This window comes from Megamonas sp. Calf98-2 (genome assembly GCF_900110235.1).
Lineage (GTDB): Bacteria > Bacillota > Negativicutes > Selenomonadales > Selenomonadaceae > Megamonas > Megamonas funiformis.
The window spans coordinates 21,337-39,671 of the sequence record NZ_FOCY01000007.1 but is presented as its reverse complement, the minus strand read 5'-3'; the positions used below and the strand labels follow the sequence as shown (position 1 = coordinate 39,671).

Annotated in this window: 15 protein-coding genes; 9 read left to right on the top strand and 6 right to left on the bottom strand. The window is 31.2% G+C overall.

What is annotated here, in order from left to right; genetic code table 11:
* Positions 1–31: 31 nt before the first annotated feature.
* Both dapA and BMX03_RS03260 read right to left on the bottom strand, forming a co-directional pair.
* On the bottom strand, positions 32–928 hold the full coding sequence (dapA, locus tag BMX03_RS03265) for a 4-hydroxy-tetrahydrodipicolinate synthase (RefSeq protein WP_091693759.1): 897 nt from the start codon (positions 926–928) through the stop codon (positions 32–34).
* A gap of 247 nt (positions 929–1,175) precedes the next feature.
* Positions 1,176–2,591 carry an alanine/glycine:cation symporter family protein gene (locus BMX03_RS03260; RefSeq protein ID WP_091693756.1) on the bottom strand — a complete coding sequence of 472 codons (1,416 nt, stop codon included), beginning with the start codon at positions 2,589–2,591 and terminating at the stop codon, positions 1,176–1,178.
* A 628-nt stretch (positions 2,592–3,219) separates the two neighbouring features.
* Here BMX03_RS03260 and BMX03_RS03255 point away from each other — a divergent pair.
* Positions 3,220–6,654 carry a DNA polymerase III subunit alpha gene (locus tag BMX03_RS03255; RefSeq protein ID WP_091693754.1) on the top strand — a complete coding sequence of 1,145 codons (3,435 nt, stop codon included), beginning with the start codon at positions 3,220–3,222 and terminating at the stop codon, positions 6,652–6,654.
* 54 nt (positions 6,655–6,708) lie between these two features.
* On the opposite strand, the gene BMX03_RS03250 is transcribed toward BMX03_RS03255, so the two are convergent.
* A complete protein-coding gene (locus tag BMX03_RS03250) occupies positions 6,709–7,176 on the bottom strand; it encodes a regulatory protein RecX (RefSeq protein WP_022228418.1) in 468 nt (155 codons plus the stop codon).
* Positions 7,160–8,230 carry a recombinase RecA gene (gene recA / locus BMX03_RS03245; RefSeq protein ID WP_008537837.1) on the bottom strand — a complete coding sequence of 357 codons (1,071 nt, stop codon included), beginning with the start codon at positions 8,228–8,230 and terminating at the stop codon, positions 7,160–7,162. The genes BMX03_RS03250 and recA overlap by 17 nt, the downstream gene beginning before the upstream one ends.
* Positions 8,231–8,428: 198 nt before the next feature.
* On the opposite strand from recA, the gene BMX03_RS03240 reads away from it, so the two are divergent.
* From BMX03_RS03240 to BMX03_RS03230, 3 genes are all read left to right on the top strand, one after another.
* Complete coding sequence (locus BMX03_RS03240; RefSeq protein ID WP_091693751.1) at positions 8,429–8,758, top strand: DUF5713 family protein; 330 nt, start codon at positions 8,429–8,431, stop codon at positions 8,756–8,758.
* 87 nt (positions 8,759–8,845) lie between these two features.
* Entirely contained in the window at positions 8,846–10,765 is a 1,920-nt protein-coding gene (locus tag BMX03_RS03235) for a peptidase U32 family protein (RefSeq protein ID WP_091693748.1), read from the top strand.
* 143 nt (positions 10,766–10,908) lie between these two features.
* Positions 10,909–12,198 carry an aspartate aminotransferase family protein gene (locus BMX03_RS03230; RefSeq protein WP_091693746.1) on the top strand — a complete coding sequence of 430 codons (1,290 nt, stop codon included), beginning with the start codon at positions 10,909–10,911 and terminating at the stop codon, positions 12,196–12,198.
* Positions 12,199–12,265: 67 nt separating this feature from the next.
* Here BMX03_RS03230 and zwf read toward each other — a convergent pair whose 3' ends face one another.
* Positions 12,266–13,657, bottom strand: coding sequence for a glucose-6-phosphate dehydrogenase (gene zwf, locus BMX03_RS03225; protein WP_075554473.1), 1,392 nt, complete (start codon positions 13,655–13,657; stop codon positions 12,266–12,268).
* 48 nt (positions 13,658–13,705) lie between these two features.
* A complete protein-coding gene (locus BMX03_RS03220; RefSeq protein ID WP_022228413.1) occupies positions 13,706–14,659 on the bottom strand; it encodes a beta-propeller fold lactonase family protein in 954 nt (317 codons plus the stop codon).
* A gap of 312 nt (positions 14,660–14,971) precedes the next feature.
* Here BMX03_RS03220 and BMX03_RS03215 point away from each other — a divergent pair, with 312 nt between their 5' ends.
* From BMX03_RS03215 to BMX03_RS03195, 5 genes are all read left to right on the top strand, one after another.
* Positions 14,972–15,250, top strand: coding sequence for an acylphosphatase (locus BMX03_RS03215; RefSeq protein WP_015562237.1), 279 nt, complete (start codon positions 14,972–14,974; stop codon positions 15,248–15,250).
* A gap of 300 nt (positions 15,251–15,550) precedes the next feature.
* A complete protein-coding gene (gene aroQ, locus BMX03_RS03210) occupies positions 15,551–16,000 on the top strand; it encodes a type II 3-dehydroquinate dehydratase (protein ID WP_015562236.1) in 450 nt (149 codons plus the stop codon).
* Between the two features lie 3 nt (positions 16,001–16,003).
* Positions 16,004–17,083, top strand: a complete 1,080-nt coding sequence (locus BMX03_RS03205) for a M24 family metallopeptidase (protein WP_022228412.1) — start codon at positions 16,004–16,006, stop codon at positions 17,081–17,083.
* A gap of 74 nt (positions 17,084–17,157) precedes the next feature.
* Positions 17,158–17,715, top strand: coding sequence for an elongation factor P (gene efp, locus BMX03_RS03200; RefSeq protein WP_015562232.1), 558 nt, complete (start codon positions 17,158–17,160; stop codon positions 17,713–17,715).
* A gap of 212 nt (positions 17,716–17,927) precedes the next feature.
* Complete coding sequence (locus BMX03_RS03195) at positions 17,928–18,317, top strand: Asp23/Gls24 family envelope stress response protein (RefSeq protein ID WP_091693743.1); 390 nt, start codon at positions 17,928–17,930, stop codon at positions 18,315–18,317.
* The last annotated feature ends 18 nt before the right edge of the window (positions 18,318–18,335 follow it).

Genomic DNA, 18,335 nt, shown 5'->3' with positions numbered 1-18,335 from the left:
GTTAGAAAGTGTTTTTTAGTTAAGTATAAAATTATTTGATTAAGTTAAATTTACGCATTGCTGTTTTTAATTGTTCAAGATGAGCATCTTCCATTTCGCAAAGTGGCATGCGTAAAGGACCCATGTCAAAGCCCATTAAACGAAGTGCAACTTTTACAGGAATTGGATTTACTTCACAGAATAATGCTTTGATTAATGGGAAGTATTCAATTTGTTTTTTTGCTGCTTCTTCAACTTTGCCATCAAAGAATAATTGACACATATCATGTGTTTCTTGTGGCATAACGTTGGAAAGTACGGAGATAACACCTTTTGCACCTAAAGATAATAATGGAACGATTTGGTCATCATTACCAGAATAGAAAGTGAGTTTATCACCGCAAAGAGACATTGTTTCAGCAACTTGACTAATATTGCCACTAGCTTCTTTAACTGCTGCAATGCGTGGATGTTCTGCTAAAACAGCGTAAGTTTCTGGTGTAATACCTACACCTGTACGAGATGGTACATCATAAAGAATGATAGGTACATTTACATTATCAGCGATAGATGTGAAATGTTTGATAAGTCCTTTTTGTGTACATTTATTATAATATGGAGTAACTACTAATAAAGCATCAGCACCTGCTTTATCTGCATGTTGAGATAAATTAATAGCATATCTAGTATCATTAGAACCAGTACCTGCAATAACAGGAACACGTTTATTTACATAGTCAACAGTAAATTTAATAATTTCTTCATGTTCTTCATCTGTCATTGTAGCAGATTCGCCACTTGTACCAGCAATTATGATAGCGTCTGTACCATTGTTTAAGTTGAAATCAATTAAACGAGCTAATTCATCATAATTGATACCGTTTCCGTTTTCATAAAATGGAGTAGCAATAGCTACGCCTGCACCTTTAAATATTACATCTTTCTTCATAAAGAAAGCCTCCTTAATGCCATCTTTTGATGTGTTATCATAAATTATACAGGTAAATATTTATATTGTCTATAATATTTTAATTTTATGTATGATTTTAAAACATTTTTCTCTATTTTTATTTTTTATTATTGTAATGTTATAACTTTTTATTATTTGCGTAATAAATTGTAAAAGTGTATTTATTTATGATATAAAAAAGACTTGATTTATAAATTTTAAAATCAAGTCTTTTTATGTTTAATAATTATTTATTGTTATCTTTCCACCAATAAATACCGTCTTGTTTTGGTAAGATACTAGCTTTAAATACAGGATCTTTAATACCTTGTTTTTTCTGTTGAGTATAATCATCTAAAGCAATAAAAGCATATTTGCCTAAGAGTAAAATAGCAATGATATTTGTGATTGCCATTAAAGCCATGAATAAGTCTGCTAAATTCCAAACTAAGCTCAATTCAGCAACAGAGCCGAAGAATACCATAATTACAACAAGAATACGGAAAATATTTAAATATAATGGGTTATCAGACAAGTGTTTTATATTGATTTCTCCATAATAGTAGTTACCTACGATAGAAGTGAATGCAAATAATAAAACGATAATAGCTATACCAGTTGTAGCGATATCACCAAAATATAAGCTTAAATCGTATTGAATGAGCTGAATACCAGTTAAACCTGTTGCTTGATAATCACTGCTGAATAATACGATGAAAGCAGAAGCAGTACAGATAAATAATGTATCTACGAATACACCAAAAGCTTGGATAAGACCTTGTTTTACAGGGTGACTTACTTCAGCAGTAGCTGCGGCATTTGGAACAGAACCCATACCAGCTTCATTGGAGAATAATCCACGTTTAATACCTGTCATGATAGCAGCACCGAAGCTACCACCAGCAACAGATTCAATACCCCAAGCATCTTTGAAGATGACAGATAAAACAGTTGGTAATTCTGAAATATTATATATAGTGATAGCAAAAGCGATAAGTAAATAAATACCAGCCATGATAGGCACCATGTATTCAGTAACTTTAGCAATGCGATGTAAACCACCAAATACTACAATTCCAGAGAATACAGCAATAACAATACCAATCATAGTAGCATCAAAATTGAATGCAGTTTGTAAAGATAAGGAAATTGTATTGGATTGCACAGAATTGAAGATAAGTCCATAAGTAACACTGATTAAGATAGCAAAGAATACAGCCGTTTTAGGGCTATGAAGTGCATTATTAATGTAATAAGCAGGGCCACCAAGATAGCCATTGCTATCAGTACGAGGTACTTTGTAAATTTGTGCTAAAGTACTTTCCACAAAACCAGTTGCAGAACCTAAGATAGCAATAATCCACATCCAGAAGATAGCACCTGGACCACCGAGAACTACTGCAATAGCGATACCAGCAATATTACCAACACCTACACGAGAAGCTGTACTTACACAGAATGCTTGGAAAGAAGAAATTTGTTGTCCTTCCATTTTATTGCCTGCATCACCAGCAATAAGACGTATCATTTCTTTGATAAATCTTATTTGTACAAATTTTGTACGAATAGTAAAAATAATACCAGCACCAATAAGTAAAATAATTAAAACATAACTCCATAAAATATCATTGATTTGACCGACTAATGAATTCAATAACTCCATTTAAACACCTTCTTTATAAATTAATATGTATATAATAACATATTTACAATATTTTGGGTAGAAATATATTTTATTAGTAATAATAGATTTATGTTACATAATACTTGTGATAAAATAAAGACAAAATGTATTGAAAAGAGGTGTTTGTGTAATGGAAAATTACATGAAAAAGCATTTCTCAAAATATATGATATCAATAAAAATGTTAATCTGAATAATTATAATGATGATTATGATAAAAAATAGGTAGATTAAGATATTAATAATGATAAATAATAGTTAAAAAATAAGGTATTATGCTATTTATTTTGGAAATAATGAGTTAAATAAGTAAATATTATGGCTTATTATCTAGTTGATGGAAAATAAAGATATAGTTTATTAATGATTTGTAAACATAGTGAAAAATAAAACTAAATCATAAATTTTTATATTAGAAGATAATTGATGGAATGCTTAAATTATCTTCTTTTTTATATTGTTATTTTAATGAAGAAAAAGAAGCTTTTATATTTGGTATAGATTTATTTTCTTTATAATAATCATATGTTAAAATTATTTTACTTAATATATTAGCTTTAATTTTATTTTTGAAGATATTTTATTATTTTTAGAAAGAGAGGTCATAATGAAATTAGAAAAATCTGATGTAAATACTGTAGTTGAAAATCATATAGATTTTACTCATTTGCATGTGCATACAGAATATAGCTTATTAGATGGTGCTAGTAGAGTAAAAAAATTAATTACACACGCAAAAGAATTGGGCATGAAATCTATAGCGATTACTGACCACGGTACTATGTATGGAACGATTGCTTTTTATAAAGAAGCTTTGAAACAAGGAATAAAGCCTATTATTGGTTGTGAAGTTTATGTAGCACCAAAATCTCGTTTTGATAATTTTGAAGTGGAAGGCACTCGTTATTATCATCTAATTTTGTTAGCAGAAAATAATAAGGGATATCAAAATCTCATTAAATTAGTTTCTCTAGCAAATATTGAAGGTATGTATTATAAACCTCGTGTAGATAAAGATTTATTGCGTCAGTATCACGAAGGTATTATTTGTTTGAGCAGTTGTATAGCGGGCGAAATTCCTCAAGCAATTATTCGTGATAATATGGAACGTACGGAAAAATTAGTGCAGGAATATGTAGATATTTTTGGCAAAGATAATTTCTTTTTAGAAATTCAAAATCATCAAATTCCTGAAGAAGCTAAGGCAAACAAAGGATTAATCAGTTTAGCGCAAAAATATGATTTAAAATTAGTGGCTACAAATGATATACATTATATAAAAAAAGAAGATAACGATTTTCATGATGTGCTTTTGTGTATACAAACAGGCAGAACTTTAGATGATAAAGATAGAATGAAATTTTATAATGATGACTTCTATTTAAAATCTGGTGCTGAAATGCTTGCTTTATTTAAAGATACACCGGAAGCTATTACAAATACTTTGGAAATTGCAAATCGTTGTAATGTAAGTTTTGAATTTGGTCATTTACACTTACCAAACTTTCCTTTGCCAGAAGGTATGACTGATGAACAGTATTTGCATAAATTGTGTAAGGAAAAAATTCATAATAGATATGCTGAAGTTACAGAGGAAATACAACAAAGGTTAGATTATGAATTATCTATTATTAATCGCATGGGCTATGATAGTTATTTTTTGATTGTATGGGATTTTATAAATTTTGCTCGCAGTCAAAATATAGCGGTAGGGCCTGGTCGTGGTTCGGCATCTGGTAGTATTGTAGCGTATATTTTAGGAATTACAGATATTGACCCATTGAAATATAGTTTACTCTTTGAGCGTTTTTTAAATCCTGAACGTGTAACTATGCCGGATATAGATATTGACTTTTGTTATATTCGTAGAGATGAAGTTATTGAATATGTAAAAAGAAGATATGGCGATGACCATGTAGCACAGATAATTACTTTTGGTACGATGGCGGCAAAAGGTGCAGTGCGAGATGTAGGTCGCGTCATGAATATGCCTTATAACGAAGTGGATAAGATAGCAAAGTTAATTCCGCAAGAATTGGGCATGACTTTGGATAAAGCATTAAAAGATTCATCAGAATTATTGACTTTATATCAAGAAAATCTTGAAGTTCGTAAATTAATTGATTTTGCCAAAGATGTAGAAGGTATGCCACGTCATTCTTCAACTCATGCTGCTGGTGTAGTTATTTCTAAAGATCCTGTTACAGATTATGTTCCTATTCAGATATCTGAAGGTACATTTGTAACTCAATATGATAAAGATTGTGTTGAAGAATTAGGTCTATTGAAAATGGACTTTTTGGGATTACGTACGCTTACAGTTATCGCTGATGCTTTGACAAATATAAAAAATAATCGCGGTATAGAGATAAATTTAGATGAAATTCTACTTGAAGATGAAAAGACTTCGCAAATGCTTTGTCGAGGAGAAACAGGAGCAGTATTTCAGTTAGAGTCTGCCGGCATGACTACTTTGGTAAAAGATTTGCAACCAACGGGATTTGCTGATTTAATTCCTGTTATGGCATTGTATCGACCAGGTCCTTTGGGCAGTGGCATGGTAACGGATTTTATCAATGGTAGACATGGTAGAAAAAAAGTAACATATATTCATCCAGATTTGGAGCCAATTTTAAAAGAAACTTTTGGCGTGATTTTGTATCAAGAACAGGTTATGCAGATAGTTCAAGTATTAGCTGGTTTCACTTTGGGGCAAGCTGATATTTTGCGTCGTGCAATGGGTAAGAAAAAGCATGATGTCTTGATGTCACAAAAAGAAAATTTCTTAAAAGGTGCTAAAGATAATGGCGTAGATGATAAACTTGCAGAAACTATTTTTGATTTATTATTACATTTTGCCGATTATGGTTTTAATAAATCTCACAGTGCTGCTTATGCACTTGTGTCATGGCGAACAGCATATTTAAAAGCTCATTATCCGCAGGAATTTATGGCGGCTATTTTGACTAGCTTGATGACAAGTAATAAAATTGGCGAATATATTGAACAATGTAAACATATGGGAATTGATATTTTGCCACCAGATATAAATGCTAGTCGTGATACATTTACTGTAGATAAAAATAGTATTCGTTTTGGTTTAGCTGCTGTAAAAAATGTAGGTGAAAATGCCTTAAAAACGATTGTAGATATCCGCGAGAAAGATGGTTTATTTAAATCTTTAGAAGATTTTTGTTCACGAGTTAGCAGTAGATGTATCAATAAAAGAGCTTTAGAAAATCTTATAAAATGTGGTGCATTTGATTCTTTAGGTTATAATCGTGCTCAATATATGGCTGTTTTAGATCAAGCTATGGATTTAGGCTCTAGACGTCAGAAAGATTTAGCTAGTGGACAGATGGATTTATTTGGTGATTTTATGGAGGAAGAAGAGAGCATTGATAAATTGGAAATGCCAAAAATGCAGGAATTTCCTAAAATAGAATTACTAAACATGGAAAAAGAAATCACAGGCTTTTATATCACAGGGCATCCACTAGAAGAATATAGAGAAAAAATACAGTATTTGACTACTATTGAAAGTCTAGAAAAGCAAAAAGATGGAAAATATATCTCTGTAGCAGGAATTATTCGCAAAGCAAAAAGAGTAACTACAAAAAAAGGCGATATGATGTGCTTTTTAGAAATTGAGGACTTTTTAGGTGTAGTAGAAGTCATTGTATTTCCAAAGGCGTTTTATGATAATATCAATTATTTAGTGCCAGATATTCCTGTTGTGGTCAGAGGAAAATTAGATAAAAGTGATGATACTAATAAAATTATTGCTGATAAAGTGATAGGTTTAGAAGACTATACACCAGAATTTTGTATTATCGTAAAACCAGAGCAAGAAGATAATGCTTTCTTTAGTAAAATAACAGAAACATTGCAAGAAAATGCTGGCCCTTGCCCTGTTTATATGTATTTTATGAGCAGTAAAAAAATGATTAAAGGCAATCGAGAATTTTGGATTGATGGCAGTGAAACTGTAGTCAATAATCTAAAAAATCTTTTGGGCAAAAACTCAATTAAACAAAGATAATTTTCAATTAAAAATCCCCCAAAATAGATGAGTATTTTGGGGGATAAATTTATATTAAGGGTTATAAAAGAAATCTTCGATTGCTAAGCGGATAGCTGAATAATTAAATCCTTTACGATAAAGATAACCTTGACATTTTAATTTGTCAGCTTTGCTAGGAGTATAATGGCTATTTAATAATCGCAAACAAACAGTATATTCATAATCTATTTCATCAATATCTGTTTCTTCTTGAGCATTTTGAATATCACTTTGAGAAAATCCTTTTTCCATTAACTTATATTTAATAGCTTTTATACTGCGATGTTTTTCATTGATATATGCTTGATATTGACGTTGGCATAAATCTGTATCGTCTAAATAATGTCGAGCAGTTAGGCGATTAATGGCTTCTTGAATTTCTTCTGGTGCGTATTCTTTGCGTTTTAATTTTGTAATTAATTGTTGGGTACTATAAGGTCTTGTAGCTAATAAATCAACAGCATAAATAAGTGCTGTTTTTGTATTATTTTGCTGTTTCATTATCAGCTGTTACTTTAGATTTTTTAGTTGGTTCTTCAACTTTTTCTTCAGTTTGTTCTTCTTGAACAAATAATTTTTCACGAATTTTATTTTCAATTTCTAATGCTGTGTCAGCATGTTCTTTTAAATATGCTTTTACGTTTTCTTTACCTTGACCTAAGCGAGTGCCTTGATAAGAATACCATGTACCACTCTTATCTAAGATTTCAAAAGCTGTACCCATATCAATTAAGCTACCTTCACGAGAAATACCTTCACCATACATAATATCAAATTCAGCTTGTTTAAATGGAGGAGCTACTTTATTTTTTACAACTTTAATTCTTGTTCTGCTACCTACAGGGTCATTGCCTTGTTTAATTGTATCGATTTTACGTACATCTAAACGAATGGAAGCATAGAATTTTAAAGCTCTACCACCGGTTGTAGTTTCTGGATTACCGAACATAACGCCAACTTTTTCACGAATTTGGTTAATGAAAATTGCTGTTGTACGAGATTTGCTGATGATACCTGTTAATTTTCTCATAGCTTGAGACATTAAACGAGCTTGTAGACCAACATGAGAATCACCCATATCACCTTCGATTTCCGCTTTTGGAACAAGTGCTGCTACTGAGTCAACAACTACTACATCAATAGCGCCACTGCGAACGAGTGCATCAGCGATTTCTAAGGCTTGCTCACCGTTATCTGGCTGGGAAATCAATAAATTGTCGATATCTACGCCTAATTTTTTGGCATAAACTGGGTCAAGAGCATGTTCAGCATCGATAAATGCAGCCACACCACCTGTTTTTTGTGCTTCAGCAACAATATGAAGTGCTACAGTTGTTTTACCAGAAGATTCAGGACCGAAGATTTCTACTATACGTCCGCGAGGAACACCACCAACACCAAGAGCTGCATCAAGTGGTAAACAGCCAGTATGAATTACTTCGATATTCATATTAGCAGAAACATCACCTAATTTCATGATGGAGCCTTTACCAAAATCACGTTCAATTTGTTTTAAAGCACTTTCTAGTGCTTGTACTTTATCCATTTTATCCATGGGAATAAATCACCTGCTTTTTAAATCTTATCTAGAAATATATATAAATTATACTCTATCTATTCCTAAATAATCAAGCAAAATGTTCAGGTTTCCGAACAAAATAAACGGGATTATTTTTAAGAAAATTAGCTTTAATTTAGAATATATTGTATAATATCAAATATAATTATTTATTGGAGGGATATTTTTTATTAAATGGACAGTTTTGATGACCAGTATATTTTATTAGAGGAATTATACGAGGATAGTTTTTATCCAGACTTTTTGATTGATAAAATCAAATATTTATTAGAAGATTTTATTAATTTTGTGGAACAAAAACCAAAAAATATGGCAGATGTTGGTGATAAAATTTATGACTTAATTCAAAATGCCAATAGTTTGCAATATGAATTTCTCGATAATGACAGCGAATATGATAATATAGCTAGAGAATATCTTATTCGTAATTTAGAATATATTATTCAATGGTTTCATTTACCAATTAATTTAGAAGAAGCATTAGCAGAACGTGAATGGGATTAAGCCTATTTAATAATAAATGTTATTAATTTAAAAGCATAAAATTTTATGTTATACTTATAGTAGTTTATTTATTTGGAGGATTGTTTAATGTTATTAAATAAAAAGTCTGTAGAACTTTTAGCTCCAGCTGGCAATTGGGAAACATTAGTAGCTGCCATTGATGCTGGGGCTGATGCTATTTATTTGGGTGGAAAACATTTTAATATGCGTATGCTCAAATCAGACGCTAATTTTGATAATGAAATGTTAAAAAAAGCTGTAGAATATGCTCATGCTCATGGAGTAATGCTTTATATTACTATTAATAATTTAATCAGTGATGAAGAAATTCCAGAGCTTGAAGAATATTTGACTTATTTAAATGAAATACAGCCAGATGCTATTTTAATTCAAGATTTAGCTGTAGCTCAAATTGTGAAAAAACTTGGATTGAATATAACTATGCATGCATCTATCATGATGAATTCTCATAATAATGCTGCTATAAAAAAATTAAAAGAATATGGCATTCGTCGTGTCGTTGTTAGCCGTGAAATGTCTTTAAAAGAACTCAGTGAATTAAAAGCTGTAGACAGTGATTTTGAACTTGAATATTTTGTTCATGGTGATATGTGTATTTCTGAAAGTGGACAATGCATTCATTCTGGCGTTTTATTTGCCAATAGTAGTAATCGTGGTCGTTGCATGAAAGCTTGTCGTTGGCCATATAAAATCATTGATGAACAAACAGGTCAAGAACAAGAAACTACAACAGATGGCGATTATCGTTTAGCATTGAAAGATATGTGTATGTATAGAAATATTCCAGATTTAATTCAAGCTGGTGTATATTCTTTTAAAATTGAAGGTCGTATGCGCAGTGCTGATTTCGTGGCAAATATTGTAAGCATTTATCGCCGTGCTATTGATAGTTATGTAGCTGATCCTGCTGGTTATCATGTAAATGAAGAAGATTGGAAAAATCTTTTTGAAAATCGTGTACGTGATTATTCCACTTGTTTTGCTATGGATAAACCTGATAGTAGAGCTATTGGCTATACTGGAAAACGCGAACCAAGATTTTTCAGTTATGCAGCAAAAGAAGCAGATTTAGATTGTGAATGGCTCAATGATTTAGAAGCTATTAAAACTGCTGATAATAAACCAAAACTTGCTATTAAAGCTGCAACTTTAGCACATGCTCGTGAAGCTTTAGCTAATGGTGCTAATATTCTTTATGTAGCAGGCGAAGTTTATCGTCCACATACTCCATGGACTTTAGGAGATATAAAAACTATTTTACAGGAAGCTCATAATGTTGGGGCAAAAGTAATAGTTAATACTCCTAGAACAACTTTAAAAGATCAATGTAGTGAATTAGAACAATTATGTCATGATTTAAATGAAATAAAACCAGATGGTATCATGGTAGGAAATTTAGGTGCAGCTACTATTGTACGTGAACTTACAGATTTACCTATTTATGCTGACCATAGTTTCAATGTATTTAATCATGTAGCTACAGAATTTTTACAAGAAAATGGCATTGTAAATGCAACAGCTTCTTATGAATTGCCTTATGCTCAAGTGAAAACTTTAGTTGAAAGTAGTAAATTACCAATGACAATCACTGTTCATGGTAATGTAGAAGCTATGATTTCTGATACAAATATTCCTGCATTGAATTTAAAATATGACCCACTTACTAATCCAGAATTCAATGATAAACATTTTGCTTTATTGGATACAGTTGGCGGAAAACATTCTATGCGTGTAGACCAATTTGGTAGAATTCATATTTTATTTACTAATGATTTATGTCTTCTTCCTTATATTGACAAATTAATGGGAGCAGATACTCTTCGTATCGAAGCTCAAGATTATACACCAGAAGTTACTGGTATGTTGACTAAAATTTATCGCGACACTATTGATAATGGCAAAAATAACGATATGATCGAAAAAATCAAAGAAGTAAGTCCTCGTCCAGTTGGTATTGGTGTTTATCGTCATAAAAAATCTTATTAATTATTCATAGTCATTTTAGAATTGTCATTTTTATTTTAGGCTTTATGGCTTATTATATTAATGACAATTCTTTCTAATGTTTATTATCAATATTATTTATACATAACATTAGAAAATATAAAAATAATGAAAGGAAGTATATTATGTCTCAGTATTTAGGCCCTGAAAAATGTCTTGAAAAGAAAAAGAAATATATCATGCCTTGTTTAGGTCATTTCTTTGTCAATCCTCCTCAATTTGTAAAAGGTGAAATGCAATATCTTTACGACCATGAAGGCAAAAAATATTTAGATTGTTTTGCTGGTGTATCTGTTATAAACTGCGGTCATTGCAATCCTGAAATTACACAAAAAGTAGCAAAACAAGTGCAGACTCTACAACATGTTTGCAATATCTATTTGACAGAAGATATCTATAATTTAGCTGAAAAATTAGCTCAAGTAACACCAGGCAGATTACAAAAATCTTTCTTTTGTTCTACAGGAACAGAAGCAAATGAAGGTGCGTTACTTTTAGCAAATATTTATAATGGAAAAAGTGAATTATTAGCTCTTCGCAATGGTTTACATGGTAGAACAAAACTCACTATGAATTTGACTGGTATCGGCATGTGGAGAACTGACCCAAATCCTGTAGGCGGTATTCATTTTGCACCAAACCCTTATTGTTACCGTTGCCCAATGGGTAAAAAATTCCCAGAATGTGATTATGCTTGTGCAAATGCTGTAGAAGATATTATCAGCTATGCAACTTCTGGAAATGTTTCTGCTATGATTTGTGAAACTATCCAAGGTAATGCAGGTATCGTAGCACCTCCAAAAGGATATTTTAAACGTTTAAAAGAAATCTTAGAAAAACACAATATTTTATTAATCATTGACGAAGTGCAGACAGGTTTTGCACGTACTGGAAAAATGTTTGCTATTGAAAATTATGATGTTGAACCAGATATCATGACAATGGCTAAAGCTTTAGGCAATGGTGCTCCTATTAGCTGTTTTATTTCTCGCAGTGAAATCGCAGATAAATACACTCGTCCTGGTGCTTCTACATTAGGTGGAAATCCTGTTTCTTCTACAGCTGGTATTGCTGTACTTGATTATATCGAAGAACATAATCTTGTCGAAAAAGCTCGTGTTCGCGGAAAACAATTAAAAGATGGATTGATTGCTCTTCAAGAAAAATATCTATTTATTGGTGATGTTCGTGGTTTAGGATTAATGGTAGGTGCAGAACTTATCAATCCAGATAAATCTCCAGCTCCAGATAAATTAGAATTTGTTGTAGAAACAATGAAAGATAGAGGCTTCCTCATCGGTAAAAATGGTATAGCTAGAAATGTTCTTGCTTTCCAACCACCACTTGTTATCAGTGAAGAAAATATCAATGATTTATTGAATAATCTTGATGATGTTATGTCTCAGGTAAAATAAAGATACAAATAAAAAATAAGTCCCTAGTAATTTATGTTACTAGGGACTATTTTTATAAGTTTTTTAATTAAAATACCCATTCATCGCCGAAGCGTTTTAATAAATTATCTGCTTCTGCAGGGCCGTCAGAGCCTTGTTCATATGTGAATACAGGAAGTTTATCCCAACGATATAAATCCTTTAAGTGTTCAACAAAGTCCCAACTTGTTTCTATCTGATCCCATTGGGAGAACCAAGAACGTTCACCTTTGATACAAGCTGTAATTAAGCGTTCATATGCTTCAGGAGTGTTTATTCTGTTAGAAATGGAACTACTCTGGCTAAAGTCCATTTTTGCTTGTGTGATTTCATCTGTATCCCCTGGAGTTTTCACATTAAATTGAAGATGTACACCTTCATTTGGTTGGATTTTTATAATTAAGATATTGCGTGGAGCAGAAATAAATGTTTGACGGAAAACGATTGCTATTTGCATTTCACGACAGCGAAGTTTTTTACCTGTGCGAATATAAAATGGAGTATTCCACCAACGTTCATTATCAATAAATAAACGAAGTGCAGCATAAGTTTCTGTTGTAGAATCTGTAGGAACGGATTTTTCTTGACGATAGCCTTTATATTGACCTAAAACTAAACTATCGCGAACATCTTCTACAGGACGAAGTGCACGAAGTACACGTAATTGAGCATCATGCATAGCTGTGGTAGAGAATTGTTCTGGCCATTCCATAGCTACTATGGATAAGATTTGGAATAAGTGGTTTTGAACCATATCTTTTAAAGCTCCGCTAGTGTCATAATAGCCACCACGTGTGCCAATACCTAAATCTTCAAAAGCGGAAATCTGTACAGATTCGATATATTGTGAATTCCAAAGGTTAGCAAATATAGGGTTAGTGAAACGAATAGTTTGGATATTGCGTACCATTTCTTTACCGAGATAATGGTCAATGCGATAAATATTTTCTGCTGGGAAGAAAGTTTCTAATTGTTTGTTAAGCTCTTTAGCTGATTCTAAGTCTTCACCAAAAGGTTTTTCTAAAATAACTTTACCTAAAGAAGCTTCTTTTACTGCTTTTAATCCACTTGCAATTACGCCGAAAAATTTTGGAGCTACTGCAAGATAAAATACATGGTCATCAATATTTTCAGCAGTATAATATTCGGATAAACGAGCATATTCGTTTAAATCGGAGATATCCATTTTAAAATAAGAGATACGTTTAGCAAAAACTTCAAAAGTTTTTTTTTCATATGGTAAACGAGCGAATTTTTTTACCCAATCACGAACTAATTCGCAATATTGTTCTGTAGTATAATCGCGTCTACCAATGATGATAATTCTGGATTGAGCTTCTTCGGCATTTGCTGCAGTCATATTGTATTGTGCAGGCATAAGTTTTCTAAAAGTCAAATCACCAGTACCACCAAAAATTGTAAAAGCTTTATTTAAAGACATGTTAACTCTCTCTTTCATAAATAATTCATAAATAAAAATAAATATATATTATAAAATTATACCTATAGCATGAGGCACTTTATCTGTATTGATTAATTTAACAATTTTGCCATTTGTTTTATCTAATTGGAAGCTACTCATATCATCAGTATCTTTATTTACGACTAAAAGATATTGTTCATCTTCACTTAAGATAAAATCTCTAGGGTGCATACCACCACTGTTTATTTGTTGAATGATTTCAGGTTCGTTTTCAAGGCTGATAACAGTGAGTAAATCTGCTCCACGAGTGGAGATATATATGAAACGATTATCTTTTGTGATACGAATAGCAGCACTAGAAGTGTTATCAAGTTTATCTTTAGGTAGTAGATTTAATTTTGTATTCAAAGTAAATTCTAGATTATCTACGCTAAAATCAAAAAATTCACTGCTTAATTCACTTACTAAATAAAAATGAGAATAATCATGATTAAATACACCATGACGAGGGCCTGTTTTTGCAGGGAATGTTAAAGTTTTTACTAAATCATAATCATTATTTATATCAAAAATACGTACTTGGTCAAGTAGTAAACAAGGAACTATAAGATAGTTTTTATATAATACTACTTGATGGCAACCAGCTTTGTTTTGAATAGATATTTGTTTGATTAATTTTAATTTGTTGTTGACTATTTGATAAACCATAACTACACCATCATGGTAATTTGCAGTATAAATGAAATCATCATGATGTTTTACAAAACATGGAGAACTGTTTTCCAAAAGTATTTCATCTAATATAGTTTTGGTAGTAATATCAACTAGAGCAATACCACTTTTATTGTTTTTGCTAGTAGTGATGATAAGAATATTTTCATATCTGTCAACACATTTTGCATCGTCAATACTCAAAAAGGATTGGATATCAGAAATTTTGCCAGAATTTTCTTCATAAGAGAATTGATATATTCCTTTTGTTGATGCAGTATTGTAAGTACCAATATAACCAGTTAGCATAAAATAAACACTTCCTTAATTTTATATTTAAATACTTAGAATAAATTGTATTTAATTGGCACAAGCCATTAATATACTGATTATATAGTATAAATTATAAATAAACAAGTAAGAGTCATATCTTTGGTATAAAAATTTTTTATATAAACGATATGTTAAATTTTATTAAATCAAAAAAATATATAAGAAAAATTAATAATAGATGTACTTGCATTTGAAAAAAAAATAAACTATACTAAATTTAAATCAGTGATATATATTTATATTTTAAGTATATATTTATTGATATAAAAAAATAAGGAGTGTTTTTTTATGGAACAGATTAAACGTTACAAAGCAGTAATCACAGGCAATGTACAAGGCGTAGGTCTTCGTGTTTTTGTTGTGGACAATGCAAGCAAACTTGGTATTACTGGCTGGGTAAGAAATATGGCAGATGGAACTGTAGAAATGGAAGCACAAGGCAATCCAGATAAATTAGATCAGTTATTTGCTACTATAAAAAAAGGTAACTTTATTATTAAAGTTGATAATATTGATTGCACAGAAATTGACTGTGTTGAAGAAACATCATTTATCATTAAATACTAATGATAAATGATATGAAAATTAAAGATGCGTTATATAAGGAATTATGAGAGAGCAATGTCGATAAACTTTAGGATGGAGATTATCGACATTTTTTTATTTTCCAAGAATAGATTTATACATAAAAGTTTTAGTGAATTTGATGATATATTGATAGATAAAAATGAGCTTTTAAAACTAAAATGATGCATAAAATTTATAATAAATCATGAGAACTGTCAGTATTGACGTATTAATAGGATTTTCGTTATAATTGATATGTAAAATATAGATGTTAGAACTTGCTTAAGGATAGTGATTTTTATGAAAATAAATAAAGTATTAGTTATACATGGACCAAATTTAAATTTACTTGGCACTCGTGAGCCAGAAATTTATGGTAGTATGACTATGCAAGATATTAATGAAGATTTAGCAAAACAAGCTAAGAAACATAATATCGAAATAGATTTTTTTCAAAGTAATCATGAAGGAGCTATTATTGATACTTTACATAATGCTCGTGGTCAATATGGCTATATTATTTTAAATGCTGGTGCATTTACACATTATAGTATTGCTATACGTGATGCTTTAGCTGCTATTGATATACCTGTAATAGAAGTACATCTATCTAATATCCACAAAAGAGAAGATTTTAGACATCATTCTGTAATTGCACCTGTAGTTGAAGGGCAAATTTGTGGTTTTGGCTTAGAAAGTTATAAATCTGCGTTATTTATTGCTATTAGTAGACTACAAAAAGAGGATTAAATTATGTATCAGAATAATCGTATAGAAAAACTTAGAAAAGTATTGCAGGCAAATTATTGTGATGCAATGCTTATAAGTAAAGAAGAAAATTTACATTATTTTAGTGGTTTTACAGGTGACGATACATTTTTAATAATTACTTTAAATGATTGTTTTTTGATTACTGATTCACGTTATACAAAACAAGCTAGTGAACAGACTTCATTTACTATTATTGAACAAAAAACTGGTTTACTTAGCAAAACTGTAGAGCTTATAAAGAAATTAAATATTAATAGTTTAGCATTTGAAGGCAATGCTTTGATTTTTAATCAATATAATTATTTAGCTAAAAATTTAGTTGACATTGAAGTTGATTTTTCTACATCTTTAGATTTAACAGAACTTCGTATTATCAAAGATGAAAATGAGATAGAATTGATAAAAAAAGCTATTAATATCAGTGATGAAGCATATTCGCATATATTGAAATTTGTAAAAGCAGGTATGAGCGAACAGGAAATAGCGACTGAATTAGAATATTTTATGCGCAAATTAGGCAGTGAACGACCTGCATTTACTACTATAGTGGCTTCTGGTGTTAGAGGGGCATTACCTCATGGAGTTGCTACAGATAAGTTGATAAATAATGGTGAATTTGTTACAATAGACTTTGGTGCTGTTTACAAGGGATATCATTCAGATATTACGCGTACTTTTTGTGTAGGAAAAGCAAGTGATAGACAAAAAGAGATTTATGATATTGTTTTGCAAGCACAATTATTAGGACTAAAAGAAATTGCACCTAATAAAAGTGGCAGGGAAGTTGATTTTCCTGTAAGAGAATATATAAAAAATGCAGGTTATGGTGATTTCTTTGGGCATGGCTTAGGGCATGGTGTTGGTCTTGAAATTCATGAGTTACCTCGTTTATCACCACTTAGTCCAACAGATAAGCTTAAAGAAAATATGATAGTTACTAATGAGCCGGGGATTTATGTGCCTGACTTTGGCGGTGTTCGTATTGAAGACACTGTTTTAGTTACTGCAAATGGATGCCAAGCACTTACACAAAGTGATAAACGGCTTGTTGAAATAATGTGACCGCAATAATTGAGAGTCGGGTATTTCACATTATATAAATAAAATTAGATAATATATTTTGGAGGAATGTTTTAATGATTTCCAGCAGTGATTTCCGTACAGGTCTTACACTTGAAATTGATAACGGTGTATGGCAGATTGTTGATTTCCAACATGTAAAACCAGGCAAAGGTGCAGCTTTCGTTCGTACAAAAATTAAAAACGTACAGACTGGTGCAGTTGTAGAACGTACTTTTAACCCTAATGAAAAATTACCAGCAGCTCATGTAGAAACTAGAGCTATGCAGTATTTATATGAAGCAGATGGTATGTACACTTTCATGGATAATGAAACTTATGATCAGATTGAACTTACAAAAGATCAATTAGGTAGTGCATTAAACTTCTTAAAAGAAAACATGGATATTAGCTTACAGTCTTTCAAAGGCAATATCATTGGTATTACTTTACCAAACTCTGTAAATCTTGAAGTTGTTGAATGTGAACCAAGCGTTAAAGGTGATACTGCAACTGGTGCTACTAAAATGGCAAAAGTTGAAACTGGTTATGAAGTTCGTGTACCACTTTTCGTTAACGAAGGCGACGTATTAAGAATTGATACTCGTACTGGTAACTATATCGAACGTGCTTAATTAAATTAAAAAATAGGAATTGCATCTTTCTAATTTTAGAAAGGTGCAATTTTTATATTTTATTTTGATTTATAATTTTAAAATACTAGTTATTTTTTAATAACTTCTTAATGAAGCTGTTAGTTGTATATTTATGAATTTTTTGTTATAATTGATTTAATAATAAAAACTAAAACAATATAGACTGCTTTAGTTTCAAAGGAGGATTTAACATGGACGAAAAAAAAGGAATCAATAATGCATTAGGTACTATCCGCATTGCAGACGAAGTAGTAAGTATTATAGCAGGTCTTGCTGCTACAGAAGTTGAAGGCGTAGCAGGCATGAGTGGTGGTATCGCTGGTGGTATCGCAGAAATTTTAGGTCGTAAAAATTTCTCTAAAGGTGTAAAAGTTGAAGTTGGCGAAAAAGAAGCAGCTATTGATCTTTATATCATCGTAAAATACGGCGTACGTATTCCAGATATCGCATTAAATGTACAAGAAGCTGTAAAAGCAGCTATTGAAAATATGACAGGTCTTAGCACTGTTGAAGTTAATGTACATGTTCAAGGCGTTGGTTTCCCAGAAGATGTACAAACTGAAGAAGTACGCGTTCGCTAAGTATAAGAAAGAGGAGTA